The 23,514-nt window shown below is 69.5% G+C and carries 25 protein-coding genes; 23 read left to right on the top strand and 2 right to left on the bottom strand.

What is annotated here, in order from left to right:
- The first annotated feature begins 82 nt into the window (after nt 1-82).
- Together ffh and ftsH are read left to right on the top strand one after the other, a co-directional pair.
- Nucleotides 83-1,636 carry a signal recognition particle protein gene (gene ffh, locus ACZ69M_RS28520; RefSeq protein WP_470054181.1) on the top strand — a complete coding sequence of 518 codons (1,554 nt, stop codon included), beginning with the start codon at nt 83-85 and terminating at the stop codon, nt 1,634-1,636.
- Between the two features lie 173 nt (nt 1,637-1,809).
- Nucleotides 1,810-3,747, top strand: coding sequence for an ATP-dependent zinc metalloprotease FtsH (gene ftsH / locus ACZ69M_RS28525; RefSeq protein ID WP_470054183.1), 1,938 nt, complete (start codon nt 1,810-1,812; stop codon nt 3,745-3,747).
- Between the two features lie 120 nt (nt 3,748-3,867).
- Here ftsH and ACZ69M_RS28530 read toward each other — a convergent pair whose 3' ends face one another.
- Entirely contained in the window at nt 3,868-4,695 is an 828-nt protein-coding gene (locus ACZ69M_RS28530) for a class I SAM-dependent methyltransferase (protein ID WP_470054185.1), read from the bottom strand.
- A 199-nt stretch (nt 4,696-4,894) separates the two neighbouring features.
- Here ACZ69M_RS28530 and proS point away from each other — a divergent pair, with 199 nt between their 5' ends.
- The 18 genes from proS to ACZ69M_RS28620 all read left to right on the top strand — a co-directional run bounded on the left by proS (nt 4,895) and on the right by ACZ69M_RS28620 (nt 19,592).
- Complete coding sequence (proS, locus tag ACZ69M_RS28535; protein ID WP_470054187.1) at nt 4,895-6,310, top strand: proline--tRNA ligase; 1,416 nt, start codon at nt 4,895-4,897, stop codon at nt 6,308-6,310.
- A gap of 251 nt (nt 6,311-6,561) precedes the next feature.
- A complete protein-coding gene (locus ACZ69M_RS28540; protein WP_054235363.1) occupies nt 6,562-7,158 on the top strand; it encodes a hypothetical protein in 597 nt (198 codons plus the stop codon).
- Nucleotides 7,159-7,466: 308 nt separating this feature from the next.
- Nucleotides 7,467-7,895, top strand: a complete 429-nt coding sequence (rpsP, locus tag ACZ69M_RS28545; RefSeq protein WP_060901212.1) for a 30S ribosomal protein S16 — start codon at nt 7,467-7,469, stop codon at nt 7,893-7,895.
- 2 nt (nt 7,896-7,897) lie between these two features.
- Complete coding sequence (locus ACZ69M_RS28550) at nt 7,898-8,137, top strand: RNA-binding protein (RefSeq protein ID WP_005479813.1); 240 nt, start codon at nt 7,898-7,900, stop codon at nt 8,135-8,137.
- A gap of 107 nt (nt 8,138-8,244) precedes the next feature.
- Nucleotides 8,245-8,832, top strand: a complete 588-nt coding sequence (gene rimM / locus ACZ69M_RS28555) for a ribosome maturation factor RimM (RefSeq protein WP_470054188.1) — start codon at nt 8,245-8,247, stop codon at nt 8,830-8,832.
- The gene (gene trmD, locus ACZ69M_RS28560) at nt 8,832-9,653 is read left to right on the top strand and encodes a tRNA (guanosine(37)-N1)-methyltransferase TrmD (protein WP_403693535.1); all 822 of its coding nucleotides are present in this window, start codon (nt 8,832-8,834) and stop codon (nt 9,651-9,653) included. The genes rimM and trmD overlap by 1 nt, the downstream gene beginning before the upstream one ends.
- A 131-nt stretch (nt 9,654-9,784) precedes the next feature.
- On the top strand, nt 9,785-10,135 hold the full coding sequence (gene rplS, locus ACZ69M_RS28565; RefSeq protein ID WP_054235359.1) for a 50S ribosomal protein L19: 351 nt from the start codon (nt 9,785-9,787) through the stop codon (nt 10,133-10,135).
- 45 nt (nt 10,136-10,180) lie between these two features.
- Nucleotides 10,181-10,897, top strand: coding sequence for a signal peptidase I (gene lepB / locus ACZ69M_RS28570; protein WP_470054190.1), 717 nt, complete (start codon nt 10,181-10,183; stop codon nt 10,895-10,897).
- A complete protein-coding gene (gene lepB / locus ACZ69M_RS28575; protein WP_470054192.1) occupies nt 10,890-11,975 on the top strand; it encodes a signal peptidase I in 1,086 nt (361 codons plus the stop codon). The genes lepB (ACZ69M_RS28570) and lepB (ACZ69M_RS28575) overlap by 8 nt, the downstream gene beginning before the upstream one ends.
- Nucleotides 11,860-12,810: a signal peptidase I gene (gene lepB, locus ACZ69M_RS28580; protein ID WP_470054194.1), complete on the top strand. Its 951-nt coding sequence runs from the start codon at nt 11,860-11,862 to the stop codon at nt 12,808-12,810. Before lepB (ACZ69M_RS28575) ends, lepB (ACZ69M_RS28580) begins: the two co-directional genes overlap by 116 nt.
- Before the next feature lie 80 nt (nt 12,811-12,890).
- Nucleotides 12,891-13,634, top strand: coding sequence for a signal peptidase I (gene lepB, locus ACZ69M_RS28585; protein WP_470054196.1), 744 nt, complete (start codon nt 12,891-12,893; stop codon nt 13,632-13,634).
- On the top strand, nt 13,624-14,154 hold the full coding sequence (locus ACZ69M_RS28590) for an NUDIX hydrolase (protein ID WP_470054198.1): 531 nt from the start codon (nt 13,624-13,626) through the stop codon (nt 14,152-14,154). The genes lepB (ACZ69M_RS28585) and ACZ69M_RS28590 overlap by 11 nt, the downstream gene beginning before the upstream one ends.
- Before the next feature lie 55 nt (nt 14,155-14,209).
- Nucleotides 14,210-14,518 (top strand): DUF2469 domain-containing protein, encoded by a 309-nt coding sequence (locus ACZ69M_RS28595; RefSeq protein ID WP_003965949.1) that lies wholly within the window; start codon nt 14,210-14,212, stop codon nt 14,516-14,518.
- 117 nt (nt 14,519-14,635) lie between these two features.
- A complete protein-coding gene (locus tag ACZ69M_RS28600; protein WP_095852379.1) occupies nt 14,636-15,007 on the top strand; it encodes a YraN family protein in 372 nt (123 codons plus the stop codon).
- Nucleotides 15,007-16,632, top strand: a complete 1,626-nt coding sequence (locus ACZ69M_RS28605; RefSeq protein WP_470054200.1) for a YifB family Mg chelatase-like AAA ATPase — start codon at nt 15,007-15,009, stop codon at nt 16,630-16,632. The genes ACZ69M_RS28600 and ACZ69M_RS28605 overlap by 1 nt, the downstream gene beginning before the upstream one ends.
- Nucleotides 16,629-17,777 (top strand): DNA-processing protein DprA, encoded by a 1,149-nt coding sequence (gene dprA, locus ACZ69M_RS28610; protein WP_470054202.1) that lies wholly within the window; start codon nt 16,629-16,631, stop codon nt 17,775-17,777. The genes ACZ69M_RS28605 and dprA overlap by 4 nt, the downstream gene beginning before the upstream one ends.
- Before the next feature lie 271 nt (nt 17,778-18,048).
- A complete protein-coding gene (gene whiG / locus ACZ69M_RS28615) occupies nt 18,049-18,891 on the top strand; it encodes an RNA polymerase sigma factor WhiG (RefSeq protein ID WP_067371119.1) in 843 nt (280 codons plus the stop codon).
- Nucleotides 18,892-19,034: 143 nt separating this feature from the next.
- The gene (locus tag ACZ69M_RS28620; RefSeq protein WP_470054409.1) at nt 19,035-19,592 is read left to right on the top strand and encodes a TetR/AcrR family transcriptional regulator; all 558 of its coding nucleotides are present in this window, start codon (nt 19,035-19,037) and stop codon (nt 19,590-19,592) included.
- A gap of 216 nt (nt 19,593-19,808) precedes the next feature.
- Here the strand turns inward: ACZ69M_RS28620 and ACZ69M_RS28625 are convergent, their stop codons facing one another.
- On the bottom strand, nt 19,809-20,414 hold the full coding sequence (locus ACZ69M_RS28625) for a murein hydrolase activator EnvC family protein (protein WP_470054204.1): 606 nt from the start codon (nt 20,412-20,414) through the stop codon (nt 19,809-19,811).
- A gap of 270 nt (nt 20,415-20,684) precedes the next feature.
- Here ACZ69M_RS28625 and rpsB point away from each other — a divergent pair, with 270 nt between their 5' ends.
- From rpsB to pyrH, 3 genes are all read left to right on the top strand, one after another.
- A complete protein-coding gene (gene rpsB, locus ACZ69M_RS28630; RefSeq protein ID WP_470054206.1) occupies nt 20,685-21,599 on the top strand; it encodes a 30S ribosomal protein S2 in 915 nt (304 codons plus the stop codon).
- Nucleotides 21,600-21,694: 95 nt separating this feature from the next.
- On the top strand, nt 21,695-22,531 hold the full coding sequence (tsf, locus tag ACZ69M_RS28635; protein ID WP_352047819.1) for a translation elongation factor Ts: 837 nt from the start codon (nt 21,695-21,697) through the stop codon (nt 22,529-22,531).
- A 177-nt stretch (nt 22,532-22,708) separates the two neighbouring features.
- Nucleotides 22,709-23,479, top strand: coding sequence for a UMP kinase (pyrH, locus tag ACZ69M_RS28640; RefSeq protein ID WP_054235346.1), 771 nt, complete (start codon nt 22,709-22,711; stop codon nt 23,477-23,479).
- Nucleotides 23,480-23,514: the final 35 nt, after the last annotated feature.

Raw genomic sequence — 23,514 nt, forward strand, 5'->3', positions numbered from 1 at the left:
GGGCAGGGGACACCAACCCTTTTCGGGCAGATACCCTGGAGGGCAACCCAAACCGCCCCCGACTCCGAGGACCGACGCCACCGTGTTCGATACCCTCTCAGACCGCCTGAGCGCGACTTTCAAAAACCTCCGCGGGAAAGGCCGGCTCTCCGAGGCGGACATCGACGCCACGGCCCGCGAGATCCGTATCGCGCTCCTCGAAGCCGATGTGGCCCTGCCGGTCGTGCGGACCTTCATCAAGAACGTCAAGGAGCGCGCCCTCGGCTCCGAGGTCTCCAAGGCGCTGAACCCGGCCCAGCAGGTCCTGAAGATCGTGAACGACGAGCTCGTCACGATCCTCGGCGGCGAGACCCGCCGCCTGCGGTTCGCCAAGAACCCGCCCACGGTGATCATGCTCGCGGGTCTTCAGGGTGCCGGTAAGACCACGCTCGCCGGCAAGCTCGGCAAGCACCTCAAGGACCAGGGTCACTCCCCGCTCCTCGTGGCCGCCGACCTCCAGCGCCCGAACGCCGTGAACCAGCTCAGCGTCGTCGCCGAGCGCGCCGGTGTGGCCGTCTTCGCCCCCGAGCCGGGCAACGGCGTGGGCGACCCGGTCAAGGTCGCCAAGGACTCCATGGAGTTCGCGAAGACCAAGGTCCACGACATCGTGATCGTGGACACCGCCGGTCGCCTCGGCATCGACCAGGAGATGATGCAGCAGGCCGCGGACATCCGCGACGTCGTCTCGCCGGACGAGATCCTCTTCGTCGTCGACGCGATGATCGGCCAGGACGCGGTCAACACCGCCGAGGCCTTCCGCGACGGCGTCGGTTTCGACGGCGTCGTCCTGTCGAAGCTCGACGGCGACGCCCGCGGTGGTGCCGCGCTCTCCATCGCCTCGGTCACCGGCAAGCCGATCATGTTCGCGTCGAACGGCGAGAAGCTCGACGACTTCGACGCCTTCCACCCGGACCGGATGGCCTCTCGCATCCTCGACATGGGTGACCTGCTCACCCTGATCGAGCAGGCGGAGAAGACGTTCAGCCAAGAAGAGGCCGAGAAGATGGCCTCCAAGCTGGCGTCCAAGAAGGGCCAGGACTTCACCCTGGACGACTTCCTGGCTCAGATGGAGCAGGTCAGGAAGATGGGCAGCATCAGCAAGTTGCTCGGCATGCTCCCGGGCATGGGCCAGATCAAGGACCAGATCAACAACCTCGACGAGCGCGATGTCGACCGCACGGCCGCCATCATCAAGTCGATGACGCCGGGCGAGCGCCAGGAGCCGACGATCATCAACGGCTCACGCCGCGCCCGTATCGCCAAGGGCTCGGGTGTCGAGGTCAGTGCGGTCAAGAACCTGGTCGAGCGCTTCTTCGAGGCCCGCAAGATGATGTCCCGCATGGCCCAGGGCGGCGGCATGCCCGGAATGCCCGGGATCCCGGGCATGGGTGGCGGCCCCGGCCGGGCCAAGAAGAAGCAGAAGGTGGCCAAGGGCAAGCAGCGCTCCGGCAACCCGATGAAGCGCAAGCAGCAGGAGGAGGAGGCCGCGGCCCGCCGTGAGGCCGGCGCCCAGCCGGGCGGCGCCTTCGGTCTGCCGGCCGGGCAGCAGGCTGAGGACTTCGAGCTGCCGGACGAGTTCAAGAAGTTCATGGGCTGACGGTTCGTTTCCGTACGGGTTTTCCGTACGGGTCTCCGTGCGGGGTTCCCGTACAGGTTCTTCCGTACGGGGGTCGTTCTCGTACGTCACTGGGGGCACCCCTCGTCGGAGGGGTGCCCCCAGTGGCATTTTCTGCACGTGCTGGCGAGTATTTCGTGTCGTAACGTCCTGATATGAGCAACCCTGTGCCGCCGCGCAAGGACCCCGACCAGCCGTGGCGTACCGAGGGAACGCCACCGGACTCGACCGGTCCGCCCTCCGGGAGAAGGAAGATGCCCGGCGGCTGGATCGGCCTCGCCGTCGCCGTCCTGGTCGTGTTCGTGATCGCCCTCCTGGTGCTGTCCTTCTTCAACGAGGGCACCGAGCCGACGATCTCCTACACGGAGTTCAGCAAGCAGGTCGGCAATGACAACATCACCAAGATCTACTCCAAGGGCGACGCGATCCAGGGCCAGCTCAAGACCGCCCAGGCCAATCCGGACGGCGGGGGGAAGTACACCAAGTTCAAGACCCAGCGCCCGTCCTTCGCGGACGACAAGCTCTGGCAGAACCTGGAGACGCACCACGTCACGGTGACCGCCTCACCGGTGGTCCAGCAGCGCAGCTTCCTCTCCAACCTGCTGATCTCCCTGGCCCCGATCGTGCTCCTGGTACTGCTGTGGATGTTCTTCGCCCGGCGGCTGCGGACGGGCCTCGGCGGCCCGGGCGGCATGCTCGGCCGCAAGGCACCCCCGAAACCGGTCGAACTGCAGCCGGGCGCCCAGCGCACGACCTTCTCCGACGTGGCCGGAATCGACGAGGTCGAGGGCGAACTGAGCGACGTCGTCGACTTCCTCACGAATCCGGACGCGTACCGCAGGATGGGCGCGAAGATGCCGCGAGGTGTCCTCCTCGCGGGTGCGCCCGGCACCGGAAAGACCCTGCTCGCACGGGCCGTGGCGGGGGAGGCGGGCGTCCCGTTCTTCTCGGCCTCGGCATCCGAGTTCATCGAGATGATCGTGGGTGTGGGCGCGTCCCGGGTCCGCGAACTCTTCGCCGAGGCCCGAAAAGTGGCCCCTTCGATCATCTTCATCGACGAGATCGACACCATCGGACGGTCCCGGGCCGGCGGCTCGGCGATGGGCGGCCACGACGAGCGCGAACAGACCCTGAACCAGATCCTCACCGAGATGGACGGCTTCTCGGGCTCCGAGGGCGTCGTCGTCATCGCGGCGACGAATCGCGCGGACATCCTGGACGCGGCGCTGACCCGGCCCGGCCGCTTCGACCGGGTCGTCAACGTCTCGCCCCCCGACCGCCGTGGCCGTGAGGCGATCCTGCGGATCCACACCCGCGAGATCCCGCTGTCCCCGGAGGTGGACCTGGCCCGGGTGGCCCGTACGACGCCGGGCATGACCGGTGCGGATCTGGCCAACCTCGCCAACGAGGCGGCGCTGCTCGCCGTCAAGCGCAAGAAGGACCAGGTGACACCGTCGGACCTCTCCGAGGCGCTGGAGAAGGTCCAGCTGGGTGCGGAACGCTCCCTGGTGATGCCCTACGAGGAACGCCGCAGGACCGCCTACCACGAGAGCGGCCACGCCCTCCTCGGCATGCTGCAGCCGGGCGCCGACCCGGTCCGCAAGATCACCATCGTCCCGCGCGGGCGCGCGCTGGGCGTCACGCTCTCGACGCCGGACGCGGACCGGTACGCGTACACCGAGGAGTACCTGCGTGGTCGCATCATCGGCGCCCTGGGGGGCATGGCAGCCGAACACGTCGTCTACGGAGTCGTCACGACCGGCTCCGAGAACGACCTCGAACAGGTCACCAACGTCGTTCGCGGCATGGTCGCCCGCTGGGGCATGAGCGAACGGGTCGGCCGCCTGTCCGCCCTCCCGAACGACGCCCAGCAGGCCTACGGCCTCGCCGCCGCGCCGGCCACCCTCGACTCCATCGACCACGAGATGCGGCGCATCGTCGACGAGTGCTACGAGGAGGCGTGTCAGAAGCTCCGCGACCACCGGGACCAACTGGACGCCCTCGCGGAGGCCCTCCTCGCGAACGAGACGCTGGAGGAGGCACAGGCATACCGGATCGCGGGCGTGACACGCGTGAAGAAGGAGGAGGTGTGAGCCGGTTCCCCGCGCCCCTCTTCAGGGGCGCGGGGAACCGCGCGTGTCTTGACGGGGGTCTTCTGGCGGAGCCCCCAGGGATGGGGCGGGCAGGGGAGGCGGGGCGTGGACCCGGCGACCTCAGCCCGTGCGTGCGATCAGGTATCTGAAGACGTTCGGCATCCACACCGTGCCGTCCCCGCGCTGATACGGATGCAGCGCCTCCGTCAGCTCCTTGCCGACCTGCACCACATCCGTCGCGCCGACCGCCGCGTCGAACAGCCCGGTCGACAACAGCCCCCGCACCGCGCTCTCCACGTCCGCGTACCCGAAGGGACACGCCACCCGCCCGGACCCGTCCGGCCGGAGCCCGGCCCGCTGGGCCACCTCCTCCAGGTCGTCCCGGCGAGGAGCCTGCCCGCACCCCTCGCCCGGCAGCACCGCGGACGTGGCACACCGCTCCGGCGGCCCCCATCCGACCAGCACCACGGCCGCCCCCCGCTCGGCGAGCGGAGTCGCCGCCGACAGCAGCTCCCCGAGTTCCTCGGCGTCCCCCGGCGCGCACCCGATCGGCTCGAACGCGGTCACCAGCGTGTACGCGGCCGCCGTCGCGTCGACGAGGTCCGAGGGGGACCCCTCCACGATCCGGGCGTCGGCACGCGCGCGTGTGCCCCACCCGTCCGGCAGCAACCGCTCCCGCGCGAGCGTCACCCGTTCGGGCGAAGAGGAGTCGACGCCGGTCACCGCCGCTCCCCGGGAGGCCGCCATCAGAAGGGCCAGCCCCGTACCGCAGCGCAGGCCGAGGACCCGCGTCCCGGCGCCCACTTCGAGCCGCTCGTAGACGGCTTCGTAGAGCGGCACCAGCATCCGCTCCTGGATCTCGGCCCAGTCACGCGCGCGTGCACACGGATCCACCCGGGGCGGCGCAGCCGCGTGAGGTAGGTGATGCCGCACGAGCGTAGGTGTCATCGAAAGCGCCCCAATCCGCCGAGAGTTGCCGCTGCGCCCCGTTTCCCTTGCCCCCGTGCAGTGCGCTCGCTCTTCCCCCGTATGTCAGGTAACTCCGCACTCGTCGCGCCGTCCAGGGGTTGTGGCGCGCTGCTTGCGCGCTGTCCGCGCGCGGCACAAGAATTCACATGTCGGCAACGTGTGCCCGTACCATCGCGCCATGGCAAAGGCACCCGTTCTCACGCCCCGGGCGGACGACTTCCCGCGCTGGTACCAGGATCTGATCGCCAAGGCCGAACTGGCCGACAACGGACCGGTGCGCGGCTCCATGGTCATCCGACCGTACGGGTACGGGCTGTGGGAGCGGATGCAGGCGGAGATGGACGCCCGCATCAAGGAGACGGGAACCCAGAACGCGTACTTCCCGTTGCTGATCCCGCAGTCGTACCTCACCAAGGAGGCCGACCACGTCGAGGGCTTCGCACCGGAGCTCGCGGTGGTCACGCACGGCGGCGGCAAGGAACTCGAGGAGCCCGCGGTCGTCCGGCCCACCTCCGAGATGATCATCAACGACTACTTCTCGAAATGGGTGCAGAGCTACCGCGACCTGCCGCTCCTGATCAACCAGTGGGCGAACGTGGTCCGTTGGGAGCTGCGGCCGCGCCTCTTCCTGCGTACGTCCGAATTCCTCTGGCAGGAGGGCCACACCGCGCACGCCACGTACGAGGACGCCCGCGACTTCGCCGCGCACATCCACCGCCAGGTGTACGAGGACTTCATGCTGAACGTCCTCGGCATGGATGTCGTCCCCGGCCGCAAGACCGCCAAGGAGCGCTTCGCGGGTGCCATCAACACCCTCACGCTCGAAGGCATGATGGGCGACGGCAAGGCCCTCCAGATGGCCACCAGCCACGAGCTGGGCCAGAACTTCGCCAAGGCCTTCAACACCCAGTACCTGTCGAAGGAAGGCAAGCAGGAGCTGGTCTGGCAGACCTCCTGGGGCTCGACGACCCGCATGATCGGCGCCCTGGTGATGATGCACGGCGACGACAACGGACTGCGTGTCCCGCCGCGGCTCGCCCAGATCCAGGCCGTCGTCCTCGCGATCAAGGGCGACGATGCGGTTCTGGCCAAGGTCCGCGAAATCGGCGACCGGTTGAAGGCGGCGGGTGTACGCGTCCACGTGGACGACCGCACCGACGTCCCGTTCGGGCGGCGCGCCGTCGACTGGGAGCTCAAGGGAGTCCCCGTCCGCGTCGAGGTCGGTCCCCGTGACCTGGAGAACGGCACCGCGATGCTGGCCCGCCGTATCCCCGGCGGCAAGGAGCCGGTCGCCATCGACGCTCTGGTGGAACTGCTCCCCACCGTCCTCGAAGAGGACCAGGCGCTGCTTCTGAAGCAGTCGCGTGAGCGCAGGGAGTCGCGCACCGCGGAGGTGTCGACGATCCAGGAGGCCGTCGAGACGGCGGCAGCCGGCGGCTGGGCGCGCATTCCGTGGGCCGACCTCGGAGAAGAGGGCGAGGCCGAGCTCGCCGAGCACTCCGTGACCGTACGCTGTCTGGTCGCCGAGGACGGGTCGGTGCCCGACACCGACGACGCACCCGGTAACGTCGCGGTCGTCGCGCGCGCTTACTGAGTAGGCCCGCAGGGAGGCCGAAACGCCTCTTGCGCATCTGATGACCACAGGGGCCCCGGCGCGCGGATACCGCCTACGCGCCGGGGCGTACGCGTTACTACGTACCGGCTTGGTGTGAGCTGTGAGGCTTCTCCGCAGATCAGCGCACCCGCCCTCGTCCGGACGCATCAGTGGCAACTGACGGGTACGTGCAAATTATTTGGGATGGCCCGGAATAGGAACACAGAGACCCCCAGGCTCGTTGTCATTACGTGAGCACGACACCACCTGTTCTCGCCGCAGAGCTGGCAGGGGCGTGGGCCGACATTCAGCGGCACCACCCCGAACTGCCCGATCTTGCCGCGCCAGAGTCCCTGATCGGAGAGTCGTCGTCCGCCTGCGGGCACGAACTCTCCTTCGAACGACTGCTGCATGAGGCAGTCCATGGCATCGCCGCCGCCCGCGGAGTCCGCGACACTTCGCGCGCCGGCCGGTACCACAACCGCAGATTCCTCGCCATCGCCGAAGAGCTGGGCCTCGACCACCCGGAGGAGCCGCACCCCAGTAGTGGCTTCTCCCTGGTCACGCTCAACCCCGAGGCGAAGCGGCGCTACCGCCCGACGATCGAGCGGCTGCAACGCGCCCTGAAGGCACACACCGCCGCGACCGCCGCGGACACGGCCCGCTCGTTCCGGGGCCCGGCCGCCCGGCACGGCTCCTCCGGGGGAGGTGTCCGCGTCAAGGCGGTGTGCGACTGCGGCCGCAACGTACGGGTGGTTCCGTCCGTACTGGCGCAGGCACCGATCGTGTGCGGAGGATGCGGGAAGCCGTTCCGCATCCCCGAGGTCGTGGGCGCCGCGGCGAGCTGAGCGGACGGCTGCTCGTGGCAGCCGTACTCAGTCGCAGTCAGCCCCGCGCGGCGGCACCCGGTCCGAGCCGGGCGCGCTGCCGGCCTCGGCGATGACCCCCGGTGCCGGGCATCCGGCGCCGGGGGTCACCGCACGCTGCCCCGTGAAGGCGACCCGCCAGGGTGTGGCACAATGGCTAGCTGTACTCGACAGCCGCACAGGACCCCTCTCTCCTCCGGCTGACGCGTCCATCGGGCACTCGGGTACCGCAACCCCACGCGGCCATCTCGCCGTGCCCAACCACGTCAAGACCAGGAGACACCACTTCCGTGGCAGTCAAGATCAAGCTGAAGCGTCTGGGCAAGATCCGTTCGCCTCACTACCGCATCGTCGTCGCCGACTCCCGTACCCGCCGTGATGGTCGGGCCATCGAGGAGATCGGTCTGTACCACCCGGTGCAGAACCCCTCGCGCATCGAGGTCGACTCGGACCGCGCGCAGTACTGGCTGGGTGTCGGCGCGCAGCCGACCGAGCCCGTTCTCGCCATCCTGAAGCTGACCGGCGACTGGCAGAAGTTCAAGGGCGAGCCCGCCCCTGCGCCGCTGCTCGTGGCCGAGCCGAAGGCGACGCGCCCGTCGTTCGACGCCCTGGGCGGCGACGACGAGGGCAAGGGTGAGGCCATCACCCAGAAGAAGAAGGCTGAGAAGAAGGACGAGGCCCCGGCCGCGTCTTCTTCGTCTGAGTCGACCGAGGCCTGAGCATGCTCGAGGAGGCTCTCGAGCACCTCGTGAAGGGCATTGTCGACAACCCCGACGATGTGCAGGTCGCCTCGCGCGACCTGCGCCGTGGGCGCGTTCTCGAGGTCCGGGTGCACCCCGACGACCTCGGCAAGGTGATCGGCCGCAACGGCCGTACTGCCCGCGCTCTGCGGACCGTCGTGGGTGCCATCGGCGGCCGAGGTGTCCGCGTCGACCTCGTCGACGTGGACCACGTCCGCTGACGTAACAGGCAGCACCGGCTCGGGCCGGGGAGGGCTTTCGAGCCGTCCCCGGCCCGTAGTCGTCCCCGAACCCATGCCGTAGGCACATGGACAGGAGATCAAGCACAGTGCAGCTGGTAGTCGCTCGCGTCGGCCGCGCCCACGGCATCAAGGGCGAGGTCACCGTGGAGGTCCGTACGGACGAGCCGGAACTCAGGCTCGGGCCCGGCGCCGTCCTGCTCACCGATCCGGCCTCCGCCGGACCGCTGACCATCGAGACCGGCCGGGTGCACAGCGGCCGTCTGCTGCTGCGCTTCGCGGGCGTACGCGACCGGAACGCCGCCGAGGCGCTGCGCAACACCCTCCTGATCGCCGAGGTGGACCCGGACCAGCAGCCCGAGGACCCGGACGAGTACTACGACCACCAGCTGATGGACCTGGACGTGGTCACCAAGGACGGGACGGAGGTCGGACGGATCACGGAGATCTCCCATCTGCCCTCGCAGGACCTGTTCGTGGTCGAGCGGCCCGACGGGAGTGAGGTCATGATCCCGTTCGTCGAGGAGATCGTCACCGAGATCGACCTGGAGGAGCAGCGGGCCGTCATCGACCCGCCGCCGGGCCTGATCGACGACCAGGCGGAAATCGTCTCCTCCAGGGACACGGAAAACGCCTCCGCCAAGGACGACGAGGACTCCTCGGGGGCCGACGCCTGATGCGGCTCGACGTCGTCACGATCTTCCCCGAGTACCTGGAACCCCTCAACGTCTCGCTCGTCGGCAAGGCACGCGCGCGTGGGCAGCTGAATGTGCACGTGCACGACCTTCGGGAGTGGACGTACGACCGCCACAACACGGTCGACGACACCCCGTACGGCGGCGGCCCCGGCATGGTCATGAAGACCGGGCCCTGGGGCGACGCCCTGGACTCCGTCCTGGCCGACGGCTACGAGACCGGCTCCCACGGGCCCGTCCTGGTCGTGCCCACGCCGAGCGGACGCCCCTTCACCCAGGAACTCGCCGTCGAGCTCTCCGAGCGCCCCTGGCTGGTCTTCACGCCCGCCCGCTACGAGGGCATCGACCGCAGGGTCATCGACGAATACGCGACCCGGATGCCCGTCTACGAGGTGTCCATCGGCGACTACGTACTCGCCGGCGGAGAGGCGGCCGTCCTCGTCGTCACGGAGGCCGTGGCGCGGCTGCTGCCGGGTGTGCTCGGCAACGCCGAGTCCCACCGGGACGACTCGTTCGCCCCCGGCGCCATGGCCAACCTCCTGGAGGGGCCGGTCTACACCAAGCCCCCGGCGTGGCGCGGCCGCGAGATCCCCGACGTGCTGGTCAGTGGTCACCACGGGAAGATCGCCCGCTGGCGCCGCGACGAGGCCCTGCGCCGTACGGCGGCGAACAGGCCCGACCTCATCGAGCGCTGCGACCCTTCCGTCTTCGACAAGAAGGACCGCGAAATGCTCTCGATCCTGGGCTGGCAGCCAGAACCCGACGGTCGATTTTGGCGCAGACCAGAGGCCGTGGAAGAATAGGCCGCTGTTGTCTGCGTAGACCGGGCGCCCCTGCCACAGGGGGACACGACGCCCGTCCCGACGCGGCGGCACCCTCTTGGAAAACTAGCTCCCGTTGATGACCTGTGGCATCAGCGAAGAAAGCAGACGAAATGTCTCACCTGCTCGACTCCGTCGACAGCGCGTCGCTGCGCAGCGACATCCCGGCCTTCCGCCCGGGTGACACCGTCAACGTCCACGTCCGCGTCATCGAGGGCAACCGCTCCCGTGTGCAGCAGTTCAAGGGCGTAGTCATCCGCCGCCAGGGCGCCGGTGTCCGCGAGACCTTCACGGTCCGCAAGGTCTCCTTCTCGGTCGGCGTCGAGCGTACCTTCCCGGTGCACACCCCGATCGTCGAGAAGATCGAGCTCGTCACCCGTGGTGACGTGCGTCGCGCGAAGCTGTACTACCTGCGTGACCTGCGCGGCAAGGCCGCGAAGATCAAGGAGAAGCGCGACAACTGAGCTCGCGAAGGGGTTCACATGGACGCCGGATAACATCTGGCTCCGATGGACACCGAAGCACAGCACACGGAGCGCGACCGCTCCTCCCGCCCCACCGAATCCGAGGACATCTCGGACGTCGAGGGGCCGGAGGGACGGTCGCGTTTCGCGTTGGTGGACCGGGCCGCCGACTGGCTCCCAGGTGGGCGGATCACTCTGACCGTGCTGGTCTGTCTGCTGTTCCTGGTGCTGTTCAGCAACTTCGTGATGCAGCCGTTCGACATTCCCAGCAGCTCGATGGAGCGCGGATTGAGGATCGGAGACCGCGTTCTCGTAAATAAGTTGGCGTACCGTTTCGGTGCTGAGCCGCGGCGGGGCGATGTCGTCGTGTTCGACGGCACCGGGTATTTCGGGAACGCCGACTACGTCAAACGCGTCGTCGGTGTGGGGGGAGACCACGTGGTCTGCTGCGACAAGGAGGGGAGGCTCGAGGTGAACGGCCGGTCGGTCGACGAGTCGACGTTTCTGTACCCGGGGGACAGCCCGTCCGACGTCTCCTTCGACGTCGTGGTGCCCACCGGCAGCCTGTTCCTCCTCGGAGACCACCGCAGCGACTCCAGCGACTCCCGCGACCATCTGGGGTCTCCCGGCGGCGGCATGATCCCCGTCGGTGATGTGATCGGCAGAGCCGACTGGATCGCCTGGCCCGCGGGCCACTGGACCCGGCTGCAGCGTGCCGCCGCCTACGCGGGTGTGCCCACCGCGGACGGTGTCCATGGGTAACCGCGGCAGGCCACGTGGAGTCTCCGACCACGCCGCCGACAACCTGCTGCCCACCGGTACCCGGCGCGCCGCCGGTGGCGCCGTCAGGCCCGGCCGTGCCGAGCGCCGCAAGCTCCAGCGCAAGGTCAAGCGGCGCCGGCGGCGCTCCGCGATCAAGGAGATACCCCTCCTCGTGGGTGTCGCGGTGCTCATAGCCCTGGTCCTCAAGACCTTCCTCGTCCAGGCCTTCGTGATCCCGTCGGGCTCCATGGAGAACACGATCCAGATCGGCGACCGTGTGCTCGTCGACAAGTTCACGCCATGGTTCGGCTCCAAGCCCCAGCGCGGCGACGTCGTCGTCTTCAAGGACCCCGGTAACTGGCTGGACGGGGAGAAGACCACCAAGAAGAACGACCCTGTCGTCGTCAAGCAGGTCAAGGAGGGCCTGACGGCCATCGGTCTGCTGCCCTCCGACAACGACAAGGACCTCATCAAGCGGGTCGTCGCGGTCGGCGGCGACACCGTGAAGTGCTGCGACACCCAAGGGCGCGTGACCGTCAACGGCATGCCGCTCAACGAGCAGACGTACATCCAGGCCGGGAACAAGCCGTCGGAATTCCCCTTCGAAGAGACCGTGCCCAAGGGCCGTCTGTGGGTGATGGGCGACCATCGGGCCAACTCGGCCGATTCCCGCTACCACCGCACCGAGAAGTACGGCGGTACCGTCTCCGAGAGTTCGGTCGTCGGCAGAGCCATGGTCATCGCCTGGCCCTTCGGGCACTGGACCCGTCTGAAGGAACCGGACACGTTCGCGTCCGTACCGAGCGGGTCGGCAACCGCCCTCGGCCCGTCGCATAGGGTGGCGTCCGCGGATCTCAATCGATTGATCCTGCTCCCGAGCCCTGCGGAACTCCCGCTCGTTATGGGAGTGGTGGGCCTGCGCCGGATCCGGCGCAGGCGGCGGCACGGAGTGAGGAGTGGATGTGGGGGATTTGGCGGTCGGCGCACGATCCGGACACGATGGCCCCGAGGAGCAGCCGGAGCGACCCGACGGATCGGTCACCCCGGCCACGAACGACGTCGCGGGCTCCGGGAGTGACTCCGGGGACGGCGGCGGCGGTACGAAGGAGCAGGGCGAGCAGGAACCGAAGCCCAAGAAGCCACGTTCCTTCTGGAAGGAACTCCCGCTCCTCATCGGTATCGCGCTCGTTCTCGCGCTGCTGATCAAGACCTTCCTGGTCCAGGCGTTCTCGATTCCCTCGGACTCGATGCAGAACACCCTCCAGCAGGGCGACCGGGTCCTGGTCGACAAGCTCACCCCGTGGTTCGGTTCGGAGCCCTCGCGCGGCGAGGTCGTCGTCTTCCACGACCCCGACAACTGGCTGGAGGGCGAGCCCACGCCCAACCCGAACGCCGTGCAGACGTTCCTCAGCAAGATCGGCCTGATGCCGTCCGCCAACGAGAAGGACCTCATCAAGCGGGTCATCGGCGTCGCCGGTGACACGATCGAGTGCAAGGGCACCGGCCCGCTGACGGTCAACGGCAAGGCACTGAACGAGGACGCGTACGTCTACGCCGGGAACACCCCGTGCAGCGTCGACGACCAGGGTGGCCAGTTCAAGGTGACGGTACCCAAGGGCAAAATCTGGGTCATGGGTGACCACCGGCAGAACTCGCTGGACTCGCGTTATCACCAGCAGGACGATCACCAGGGCTTCGTGCCGGTGGGCAATGTCGTCGGCCGCGCCATCGTGATCGCCTGGCCGCCCACCCGCTGGGACACGCTGCCGATTCCCGACACCTTCGACCAGAACCTCAGCGCGGCCGCCCCGGGCGCGCTCGGGCTCGCCGGCGCGGTGCCGCTGGTGCTGTGGCGCAGGCGTCGCCTTACCGCCGGAAACCCGAGGGTTTCTGGTCGGGGTACCGCCGGGTAGGGTGCCGTCCCAGATCGCCGATCTTCCACGGCCCGCGGGTGGGGCCGTGGGATCGATTCTCCGAGTTGGGGAGCACTGGGATGAGCAAGACGACAGGTCGTACGGACGAGGGCCGCGGGCGGCTCGGCAGCGTGCTGTCGGGGTTGGCCGTGGCCCTCGGCTGTGTGCTCTTTCTCGGCGGTTTCGCCTGGGGTGCGATCGAATACCAGCCGTACACCGTGCCGACCGAGTCGATGGTGCCGACCATCAAGGCGGGCGACCGCATTCTGGCCCAGCGCATCGACGGCGGTGACATCAAGCGCGGCGACGTCATCGTCTTCAAGCAGAAGAGCTGGGGCGACATGCTCCTCGTCAAGCGGGTCGTCGCGGTCGGCGGTGACACGGTCGCGTGCTGCACGAACGGCAAGCTGACCGTCAACGGCAAGCAGATCGACGAGCCGTATCTCGCCAAGGGCCAGGCCGCGGAGTCGACCCAGATCCCGACCGTCGAGGTACCCAAGGACCGGCTCTTCCTGCTCGGCGACGAGCGCAGCGGCTCACTGGACTCCACGGCCCACCTCACCGAGGCCTTCAACGGCACCGTCGCGTGCAGCGCGGTGAAGGGCCGGGTGGACGCCATCGCCTGGCCGATGGACGGCATGCTGGCGCGCCCCACGGGCTTCGAGACGCTGGGCGGGATCTCCTCGCCCGGGCCGCTGCGGTTGGTCCTGACCGCCATCGTGGTCGGCGCGGTGCTGGTGCTGGGCGGAGCGGCGTACGGGCCGATCGCCACGCGGCTGAGCCGGCGCGGCCGGGCGCGTACGGAGCTCGCCGGTGCCGCCTGAGGCGCCGTACGGGGGTTCGGTCGAGGACTCCAGCGGCGGCGGGCCCCGGAAGGTGGCGCGGGTCGTGCTGCTCGACGAGCAGGACCGCATTCTGCTGCTGCACGGTCACGAGCCGGACGATCCGGCGGACGACTGGTGGTTCACGCCCGGTGGGGGCCTCGAGGGCGACGAGACGCGCGAGGAGGCCGCGCTGCGGGAACTCGTGGAGGAGACCGGCATCACCGAGGTCGAACTGGGCCCGGTGCTGTGGCAGCGCAGCTGTTCCTTCCCGTTCGCGGGGCGGCGCTGGGACCAGGACGAGTGGTACTTCCTGGCCCGTACGAGCCAGAAGGGAACCGTCGCCGCCGGGCTGACGGAGCTGGAACGGCGCAGTGTCGCCGGAGCGCGCTGGTGGACGTGCCGGGAACTGACCGAGGCACATGAGACGGTGTATCCGACCAGACTCGCCGGGCTGCTGCGCAGGCTGCTCGACGAGGGTCCTCCGGCCAGGCCCGAGATCCTCGACACCGAAATCGTCTAGAGGCTCGCGGGGCTGGCGCACAATAGGGGGACGCACGGCTGAAGGGGAACATGCCATGAGCGCCGAGGACCTCGAGAAGTACGAGACCGAGATGGAGCTCAAGCTCTATCGGGAGTACCGCGACGTCGTCGGTCTGTTCAAATATGTGATCGAGACCGAACGGCGCTTTTACCTCACCAACGACTACGAGATGCAGGTGCACTCGGTCCAGGGTGAGGTGTTCTTCGAGGTGTCCATGGCGGATGCCTGGGTGTGGGACATGTACCGACCTGCTCGTTTCGTGAAGCAGGTGCGTGTCCTCACGTTCAAGGACGTGAATATCGAGGAGCTGAACAAGAGCGATCTGGAACTGCCGGGCGGTTGATGACAACCCAAGAACCCTCGTGTGGGTGATGGAGTTGTCCACAGTCGGCCGTTTGTCCACCAAGATCCAATAGCCGGTCGAAGTGGCCTCAGTGTTGGCGCCGGAGGTGGTGCCGACATGAACACACCCGAGGCACGCAACGCACTGGGCAAGTACGGCGAGGATCTGGCCGCACGGCGGCTGACCGAGACCGGGATGACGGTCCTGGCGCGCAACTGGCGCGGCGGCAGGACCGGCGAGATCGACATCGTGGCCCGGGACGGAGACGCGCTCGTCGTCTGCGAGGTCAAGACGCGCAAGGCGGGGGCCTTCGAGCACCCGATGGCGGCCGTCACGCCGGCCAAGGCACAGCGCCTGCGCGGCTTGGCCGAACGCTGGCTCCAGGAACACGGCGGGGCACCACCCGGCGGCGTCCGCATCGATCTGATCGGCGTCGTCCTCCCCGATCGCGGCGCCCCCGTGGTCGAGCACGCGCGGGGGGTGGCCTGATGGGATTCGCGCGTACCTGTGCGGTGGCCCTCGTGGGCGTCGAGGGCGTGGTCGTCGAGGTCCAGGCGGACCTGGAGCCGGGCGTCGCGGCCTTCACCCTGGTCGGCCTGCCCGACAAGAGCCTGACCGAGAGCAAGGACCGGGTCCGGGCGGCGGTGGTGAACTCCGGCTCGGCGTGGCCCCAGAAGAAGCTCACGGTCGGTCTGAGCCCGGCATCCGTACCCAAGGGCGGCAGCGGTTTCGACCTGGCCGTCGCCTGCGCGGTGCTGGGAGCCGCCGAGCGCATCGATCCCAAGGTGCTCTCCGACATCGTGATGATCGGCGAGCTGGGCCTCGACGGACGCGTACGGCCCGTGCGGGGCGTGCTGCCGGCGGTCCTGGCCGCGGCGGACGCCGGGTACGAGCAGGTGGTGGTGCCCGAGTGCGCGGCGGCCGAGGCCTCGCTCGTACCGGGGATCTCGGTGCTCGGGGTGCGCAGTCTGCGCCAGCTGATCGCGGTGCTCACGGACGAGCCGGTGCCCGAGGAGGATCCGGACGAGCAGGGGCGACCGGATCCGCTGATGGCGGGACTGCGGATGCCGGGCACGGGCGCCGCCACCGGCATGCACGGCATGGGCGCGGCCGAGCACGACCACGGTCACGACCTCGCCGACGTCGTGGGCCAGCACTCGGCACGGACCGCCGTGGAGGTCGCGGCGGCGGGCGGCCACCACCTCTTCCTGGAAGGTCCCCCGGGAGCGGGCAAGACGATGCTCGCCGAGCGGTTGCCGGCCATTCTGCCGCGGCTCACCAAGGGCGAATCCCTGGAGGTCACCGCCGTCCACTCGGTCGCCGGACTGCTGCCACCGGGCAAACCTCTGGTCGACATCGCTCCCTACTGCGCCCCGCACCACTCGGCGACCATGCAGGCCCTCGTCGGCGGCGGCCAGGGGATCGCACGGCCGGGCGCGGTGTCCCTGGCTCACCGCGGGGTGCTTTTTCTGGATGAAACGCCCGAATTCGGGAGCCAGGTCCTCGACGCGCTGCGCCAGCCCCTGGAGGCGGGTCACGTGGTGATCGCGCGCAGTGCGGGGGTGGTGCGGTTTCCGGCGCGGTTCCTGATGGTGCTGGCGGCGAACCCCTGTCCCTGCGGCCGCTTCTCGCAGCGCGACGACCTGTGCGAGTGCCCGCCCTCCATGATCCGTCGCTACCAGGCCAGGCTCTCCGGGCCGCTGCTCGATCGCGTCGACCTGCGGGTCGAGGTGGACCGCGTCACCCGGTCCGAGCTGACCGAGCGCGGTGCGCGGGGCGAGTCCACCGAGACGGTCGCCGACCGGGTGCGGGCGGCCAGGGAGCGGGCCGCCGCGCGGCTGGCGGGCACGCCCTGGCGGACGAACAGCGAAGTCCCGGGCCGAGAGCTGCGCAGCCGCTGGTACGCGTCCCTGGGCGCGATGGCCGAGGCGGAGCGGAGCCTTGAGCGAGGTGCCCTGACCGCCCGCGGCCTCGACCGGGTGCTGCGCGTCGCCTGGACCGTCGCGGACCTGGTGGGACACGACCGGCCCGGCGCGACGGACGTCGCCCTCGCCCTGCAACTGCGCACCGGGGTCCCCCGTGGGGTACCGATGGCGATCGGCGCGCTGTCGTGAGCCAGGAGGACGAGAGGCTCCAGCGGGCCTTCCTCGCGCGGGTGATCGAACCGGGCGACGAGGTCTGCGGACGCTGGCTGCGGGCGGTCGGTGCCGCGGAGGCGGTCCGGCGGCTCGTCGCGGGCGGCGAGCAACCACGGGGAGTGACGGACAAGCGCTGGGCGGGACTGCGGGCCCGGGCGGAGCGGGCGGACCCGGAGCGGGACCTCGCGGTGGCGCGGGAGGCCGGGACCCGGTTCGTGTGTCCGGGGGACCCCGAGTGGCCGGCGCAACTCGACGACCTCGGCGACACACGCCCCACCGGTCTGTGGGTACGGGGGCGGCCCAGCCTGCGGATATGGGCGCTGCGCTCGGTCGCCGTGGTCGGAGCCCGGGCCTGTACCGAGTACGGCGCCCATATGGCGGTCACGCTCGCTGCCGGGCTCGCCGAGCGGGGCTGGGTGGTGGTGTCGGGCGGTGCCTACGGGGTGGACGGCGCCGCGCACCGGGGCGCCCTCGGGGCGGGCGGCGCCACCGTCGCCGTGCTGGCCTGCGGAGTCGACCGGCCCTATCCGCGCGGGCATACCGAATTGATCACCAGGATCGCCGAACAGGGCCTGGTCGTGGGGGAGTTGCCGCCGGGCGACCACCCCACGCCGAGCAGATTCATCCTCAGAAACCGGGTCATCGCCGCGCTCACCCGGGGGACCGTGGTCGTCGAGGCCCCGTACCGCAGTGGCGCGCTGGTCACGGCGCGGGCGGCGCAGCGGCTGGGGCGGTTCGCGATGGGGGTGCCGGGCCCCGTCACCAGCGGGCTGTCGGCCGGGGTGCACGAGCTGCTGCGCGGGGAAGGGGTCCTGGTCACCGACGCCGCGGACGTCGCCGAACTGGTGGGCGACATCGGTGAGCTGGCCCCGGACCGGCGCGGGCCCGTGCTGCCGCGTGACCTGCTGGATCCGGGTGCCGGACGTGTGCTGGCCGCGCTGCCGGCGCGCGGTCTGGCGGGAGCGGAGGACATCGCCCGGGGTGCGGGGACCACCACGGACGACGCGGTCGGGAGGCTGTACGAACTCCGATCACTTGGTTTCGTCGAACGACACGGCGACGGCTGGAAGTTGACACGCCAGGCAATGATCTCGGTCCGCGGTGATCGTCGCGGGTGTTGACCGAGCGTGTTCGGCCGTCCGGGCGAACGCCGACAGCCTTGGCAATTCCCGCAGTTGATGTCTCTCGGTGATCACGGAGGGCGACGAACGTGCCCCCGAGGGACGCACAGCGGAACGTATCTGCGCACGGTTGATCCGCTCCCCTTCGCTCACTGCGACGCTCCAGTCACGCTACGCTCACGTGGATTCCGACGCAGGACAGGCAACTCGACATCAGCGCGACAGCTCACTCAGGTACCCCAGTTCACGGCAGAACGGCACAAGGCGACGAATGCCCCAGCACACCTCCGGGTCCGATCGGGCGGCGATCCCCCCAGCCGCCCGCGACGGCGGTAGCGTGCGCCCGCCCGCTCCCTCGACGCTCGACGAGTTGTGGCGGTCGTACAAGGCGACGGGGGACGAGCGGCTGCGTGAGCAGTTGATCCTGCACTACTCGCCGCTGGTGAAGTACGTCGCCGGGCGGGTGAGCGTGGGTCTGCCGGCCAATGTGGAGCAGGCCGACTTCGTCTCGTCGGGGGTGTTCGGGCTGATCGACGCGATCGAGAAGTTCGACATCGAGCGGGAGATCAAGTTCGAGACGTACGCGATCACGCGTATCCGGGGCGCGATGATCGACGAGTTGCGGGCGCTGGACTGGATCCCCCGGTCGGTGCGGCAGAAGGCCCGCAATGTGGAGCGTGCGTACGCGACGCTCGAGGCTCGGCTGCGGCGCACGCCGTCGGAGGGTGAGGTGGCCTCCGAGATGGGGATCGGGGTGGAGGAACTCCACGCGGTCTTCAGCCAGTTGTCGCTGGCCAACGTGGTGGCGCTGGAGGAGCTGCTGCACGTCGGCGGTGAGGGCGGTGGCCGGCTGAGTCTGATGGACACGCTGGAGGACACCGCGGCGGACAATCCGGTGGAGGTCGCCGAGGACCGGGAGCTGCGGAGGTTTCTGGCACGGGCGATCAACACGTTGCCGGAGCGGGAGAAGACCGTGGTCACGCTCTACTACTACGAGGGCCTGACGCTCGCGGAGATCGGGAACGTGCTGGGAGTGACGGAGAGCCGGGTGAGCCAGATCCACACCAAGTCGGTGCTGCAGTTGCGCGCCAAGCTGGCGAGTTTCGGGCGCTGACCTCGAGCGGGGTGAGCTGCTGAATCGTCCCTGCCTGGTCGCTCCCCCTCGCTGGCGCGATCCTGCCGGGTGGTGGGAGTGACTGCCGTCCGGGGCGGTCCGTCCGTAAAGTGGAGGGCGTGCCAAGGATTCGAGCGGCCTCCGTGGCCGAGCACCGGTCGATGCAGCGAGCCGCCCTGCTGGACGCGGCCCGGTCCCTGCTGTCCGAGGGCGGGACGGAGGCGCTGACCTTCCCGGCCCTCGCCGAGCGCACGGGGCTCGCGCGGTCCTCCGTGTACGAGTACTTCCGGTCCCGGGCGGCCGTGGTCGAAGAGCTGTGCGAGGTGGACTTTCCCGTCTGGGCCGCGGAGGTCTCGGCGGCGATGGGCGCGGCGGACGAGCCCGAGGGCAAGGTCGAGGCCTACGTTCGGCAGCAGTTGGCTCTGGTCGGGGACCGGCGGCACCGGGCTGTCGTGGCCATCTCCGCGAGTGAGCTCGATGCCGGGGCCCGGGAGAAGATCCGCGCGGCGCACGGCGGGCTGGTGGCGATGATCGTCGACGCGCTGCGGCAGATGGGCCACGCCGAGCCCCGGCTGGCCGCGATGCTCCTTCAGGGCGTGGTCGACGCGGCGGTCCGGAGGATCGAGCTGGGGGCCGCGGAGGAGCCCGGCGTGATCACGGACGCCGCGGTGGGGATGGCACTACGGGGCGTACGCGGCTGAGCCCGTGCGCACCGGGTGCCCGGCGCCGGGCGACGGGCCACAGGGCACGGGGCAGACGGCGCGGGGAGGCCCGGCCTGGCCCGGCTTTGTGCGAAGGCGCCGCTCCCCGTTGCGGATGGAGATGCCTCTCCTGTCGCGGATGGATACGGGCTGTGTCCGCCCAAGGCGGGCAGTCAGGCCTGAACCACCGGCCGCGGCCAGTGCTTCTCCCGTTTCTCACCGCCGCGCGCTCGTCACCGGGAGCAGGCGGGACGGGTCCCTGTGCAGGAGCCAGGGTGGGAGCAGGGACAGGGGGTTCAAGTAGGTTCTGTCCCTTCGCAGGCCCCAGTGCAGGCACGGCGTACCGCAGTGGGCGTCGCCCGCTTCGAGCGTGCCGAGTACCTCGCCCGCGGCCACCTCGTCGCCCTGGTGCACCGTCGCCCGTACCGAGGTGAAGGTGGTGCGCAGGGGCGGAGTACCCGTGTCCGTCAGTTCGACGGCGACCACGCCACGCCCCGCGACCCGCCCCGCGAAGGAGACGCGGCCGGCCGCGACGGAGCGGACCGGGGCGCCCGGGGGAGCCGCGAGGTCCACCCCGCGATGGCCGCGGGCGTAGGGCGTCGCCGGCGGGTCCCAACCCCGCAGGACCGAGGGGCGCAGACCCACCGGCCAGAGGCGGGCGAGCGGCACAACCGTCGTGTCGGGAGCCGGTGGACCGGCGGGAGACGGCGGCGCCGGACCGTTCGCCCGGGCCAGGGCTGAGGGGGTCAGCGCACCCAGCACGGTCACCGTCATTCCCAACAGCAACCCCAGCCACGTGCGCACACATCGTTTCGCTCGCATGCGAGAACGGTCCCGCATCTGACGGATCATGGCCGGGATCTGTGGACCACCGGCCGGTTGTGGACAGCGGCGTCACCCTGCACCTTCCGGGTCCCGTACACTTCTCGTGGCGATCCGGGTCACCGGGTCGACTTCGCACGCCCCGACACCCGGCCATCAAAAGCCGGTGTCAGCGCCCCTCGGTCCCTCGTGGCAAGGCGCATCGCGGGCGTCAGGCGCGAGTGCCGTCCGGCACGCGCGGCACAACCGAGAACACCAAGGAGAACGGCCATGGCCGTCGTCACGATGCGGGAGCTGCTGGAAAGCGGCGTCCACTTCGGTCACCAGACCCGTCGCTGGAACCCGAAGATGAAGCGCTTCATCTTCACGGAGCGCAACGGCATCTACATCATCGACCTGCTCCAGTCGCTGTCGTACATCGACCGCGCCTACGAGTTCGTCAAGGAGACCGTCGCCCACGGCGGCACGGTCATGTTCGTCGGCACGAAGAAGCAGGCGCAGGAGGCCATCGCCGAGCAGGCCACCCGCGTCGGCATGCCCTACGTCAACCAGCGCTGGCTGGGCGGCATGCTCACCAACTTCTCCACCGTCTACAAGCGTCTGCAGCGCCTCAAGGAGCTCGAGCAGATCGACTTCGAGGACGTCGCCGCTTCCGGTCTGACCAAGAAGGAGCTTCTCGTGCTCTCGCGCGAGAAGGCCAAGCTGGAGAAGACCCTTGGTGGTATCCGCGAGATGCAGAAGGTGCCCAGCGCCGTCTGGATCGTGGACACCAAGAAGGAGCACATCGCGGTCGGTGAGGCCCGGAAGCTCAACATCCCGGTCGTCGCCATCCTCGACACCAACTGCGACCCCGACGAGGTCGACTACAAGATCCCGGGCAACGACGACGCGATCCGCTCCGTCACCCTGCTCACCCGCGTGATCGCCGACGCCGTCGCCGAGGGCCTCATCTCCCGCTCCGGTGCCGGCAAGGCCGAGGGTGACAAGGCCGCGGGCGAGCCGCTCGCCGCCTGGGAGCGCGACCTGCTCGAGGGCGAGAAGAAGGCCGACGACGCCGAGGTCCAGACCTCCGCCGAGACGGAGAAGGTCGCCGACGCCGAGCAGGCCGAGGTTGTCGCCGAGGCCGAGGCCGTTGTCGAGGCCCCGGCTGCCGAGGCCCCGGCCGCGGACGCCGAGCAGGCCTGACCCCTCACCCCTTCGGGTCACGAACGGCGGGGGCACACCGAGCCCCCGCCGTTCGGCCCGTAGATCTTCAGACTTCGAGAGAGATTCCAGGAATCATGGCGAACTACACCGCCGCCGACGTCAAGAAGCTCCGTGAGCTCACCGGCGCCGGCATGATGGACTGCAAGAAGGCGCTGGACGAGGCCGACGGCAACGTCGACAAGGCCGTCGAAGAGCTGCGCATCAAGGGCCAGAAGGGCGTCGCCAAGCGCGAAGGCCGCTCCGCCGAGAACGGCGCCGTGGTCTCCATCATCGCTGACGACAACACCTCCGGTGTCCTGGTCGAGCTGAAGTGCGAGACGGACTTCGTCGCCAAGGGTGAGAAGTTCCAGGCCGTCGCCAACGAGATCGCCCAGCACGTCGTCAAGACGTCGCCGGCCGACCTCGAGGCGCTGCTCGGCTCCGAGATCGTGCCCGGCAAGACGGTTCAGGCGTTCGTCGACGAGGCCAACGCCAACCTGGGCGAGAAGATCGTCCTGGACCGCTTCGCCCAGTTCTCCGGTGCCTACGTGACCGCGTACATGCACCGCACCATGCCCGACCTGCCCCCGCAGATCGGTGTCCTGGTCGAGCTGGACAAGGCCGATGCCGACCTCGCCAAGGGTGTCGCGCAGCACATCGCCGCCTTCGCGCCGAAGTACCTCTCCAAGGAGGACGTCCCGGCCGAGGTCGTCGAGTCCGAGCGCCGCGTCGCCGAGGAGACCACCCGCGCCGAGGGCAAGCCCGAGGCCGCCCTTCCGAAGATCGTCGAGGGTCGCGTCAACGGCTTCTTCAAGGAGGCCACCCTCCTCGGTCAGCCGTACGCGCTCGACAACAAGAAGTCCGTCCAGAAGGTCCTGGACGAGGCCGGTGTCACCCTGAAGCGCTTCGTGCGCATCAAGGTCGGCATCTGAGTCCGTACCGCGATCGACGCGCGACCCCTATAGGGTCGGCAGCAGTCGTCCGCGTACGCCGGCACGCGCGTGCGTGACGGACGACAGCAGATCTGACGAGGAGGCCATTGCCGCGTATGGGAGACAACACCCCACCGGCAATGGCCTTCTTCGTATGTGCACCATGAGGAGATCTCCATGACCACCACCCAGGCCGACAAGGGCGAGAAGACCGACGACGGCAAAGGCGCGGGCCGCTTTCTGCTGAAGCTTTCCGGTGAGGCGTTCGCCGGAGGCGGCGGACTGGGCGTCGACCCCGACGTGGTGCACAAGATCGCCCGCGAGATCGCGGCCGTCGTGCGCGGCGGCGCCCAGATCGCCGTCGTCATCGGCGGCGGCAACTTCTTCCGCGGCGCCGAGCTCCAGCAGCGCGGCATGGACCGGGCCCGGTCCGACTACATGGGCATGCTCGGCACGGTCATGAACTGCCTCGCCCTCCAGGACTTCCTGGAGAAGGAGGGCATCGACAGCCGCGTGCAGACCGCCATCACCATGGGCCAGGTCGCCGAGCCGTACATCCCGCTGCGCGCCGTACGGCACCTGGAGAAGGGCCGTGTGGTCATCTTCGGCGCCGGTATGGGCATGCCGTACTTCTCCACCGACACCACCGCCGCCCAGCGCGCCCTGGAGATCGACGCCGAGGCCCTGCTGATGGGTAAGAACGGCGTGGACGGGGTCTACGACTCCGACCCCAAGACCAACCCCGAGGCCGTCAAGTTCGACTCGCTCGGCTACGGCGAGGTCATCACGCGCGACCTCAAGGTCGCCGACATGACCGCCATCACGCTGTGCCGCGACAACAAGCTGCCGATCCTGGTCTTCGAGCTCCTGGCGGAGGGCAATATCGCTCGGGCCGTCAAGGGTGAGAAGATCGGCACACTCGTGGGTGACCAAAGCGGCCGGGCCTGACCGGGACCGACCTCGGCCGGGGACAAGCCCGGGCC

The sequence above is a fragment of the Streptomyces sp. NPDC107454 genome (genome assembly GCF_055582885.1).

Coding starts and splice junctions, on each gene's coding strand:
- ftsH (WP_470054183.1), top strand. CDS start 1,810: ATGAGCAACCCTGTGCCGCCGCGCAAGGACCCCGACCAGCCGTGGCGT.
- ACZ69M_RS28530 (WP_470054185.1), bottom strand. CDS start 4,695: ATGACACCTACGCTCGTGCGGCATCACCTACCTCACGCGGCTGCGCCG.
- proS (WP_470054187.1), top strand. CDS start 4,895: ATGGCAAAGGCACCCGTTCTCACGCCCCGGGCGGACGACTTCCCGCGC.
- ACZ69M_RS28550 (WP_005479813.1), top strand. CDS start 7,898: ATGCTCGAGGAGGCTCTCGAGCACCTCGTGAAGGGCATTGTCGACAAC.
- trmD (WP_403693535.1), top strand. CDS start 8,832: ATGCGGCTCGACGTCGTCACGATCTTCCCCGAGTACCTGGAACCCCTC.
- rplS (WP_054235359.1), top strand. CDS start 9,785: ATGTCTCACCTGCTCGACTCCGTCGACAGCGCGTCGCTGCGCAGCGAC.
- lepB (WP_470054190.1), top strand. CDS start 10,181: ATGGACACCGAAGCACAGCACACGGAGCGCGACCGCTCCTCCCGCCCC.
- lepB (WP_470054192.1), top strand. CDS start 10,890: ATGGGTAACCGCGGCAGGCCACGTGGAGTCTCCGACCACGCCGCCGAC.
- lepB (WP_470054196.1), top strand. CDS start 12,891: ATGAGCAAGACGACAGGTCGTACGGACGAGGGCCGCGGGCGGCTCGGC.
- ACZ69M_RS28595 (WP_003965949.1), top strand. CDS start 14,210: ATGAGCGCCGAGGACCTCGAGAAGTACGAGACCGAGATGGAGCTCAAG.
- ACZ69M_RS28600 (WP_095852379.1), top strand. CDS start 14,636: ATGAACACACCCGAGGCACGCAACGCACTGGGCAAGTACGGCGAGGAT.
- ACZ69M_RS28605 (WP_470054200.1), top strand. CDS start 15,007: ATGGGATTCGCGCGTACCTGTGCGGTGGCCCTCGTGGGCGTCGAGGGC.
- whiG (WP_067371119.1), top strand. CDS start 18,049: ATGCCCCAGCACACCTCCGGGTCCGATCGGGCGGCGATCCCCCCAGCC.
- ACZ69M_RS28625 (WP_470054204.1), bottom strand. CDS start 20,414: ATGCGAGCGAAACGATGTGTGCGCACGTGGCTGGGGTTGCTGTTGGGA.
- rpsB (WP_470054206.1), top strand. CDS start 20,685: ATGGCCGTCGTCACGATGCGGGAGCTGCTGGAAAGCGGCGTCCACTTC.
- tsf (WP_352047819.1), top strand. CDS start 21,695: ATGGCGAACTACACCGCCGCCGACGTCAAGAAGCTCCGTGAGCTCACC.
- pyrH (WP_054235346.1), top strand. CDS start 22,709: ATGACCACCACCCAGGCCGACAAGGGCGAGAAGACCGACGACGGCAAA.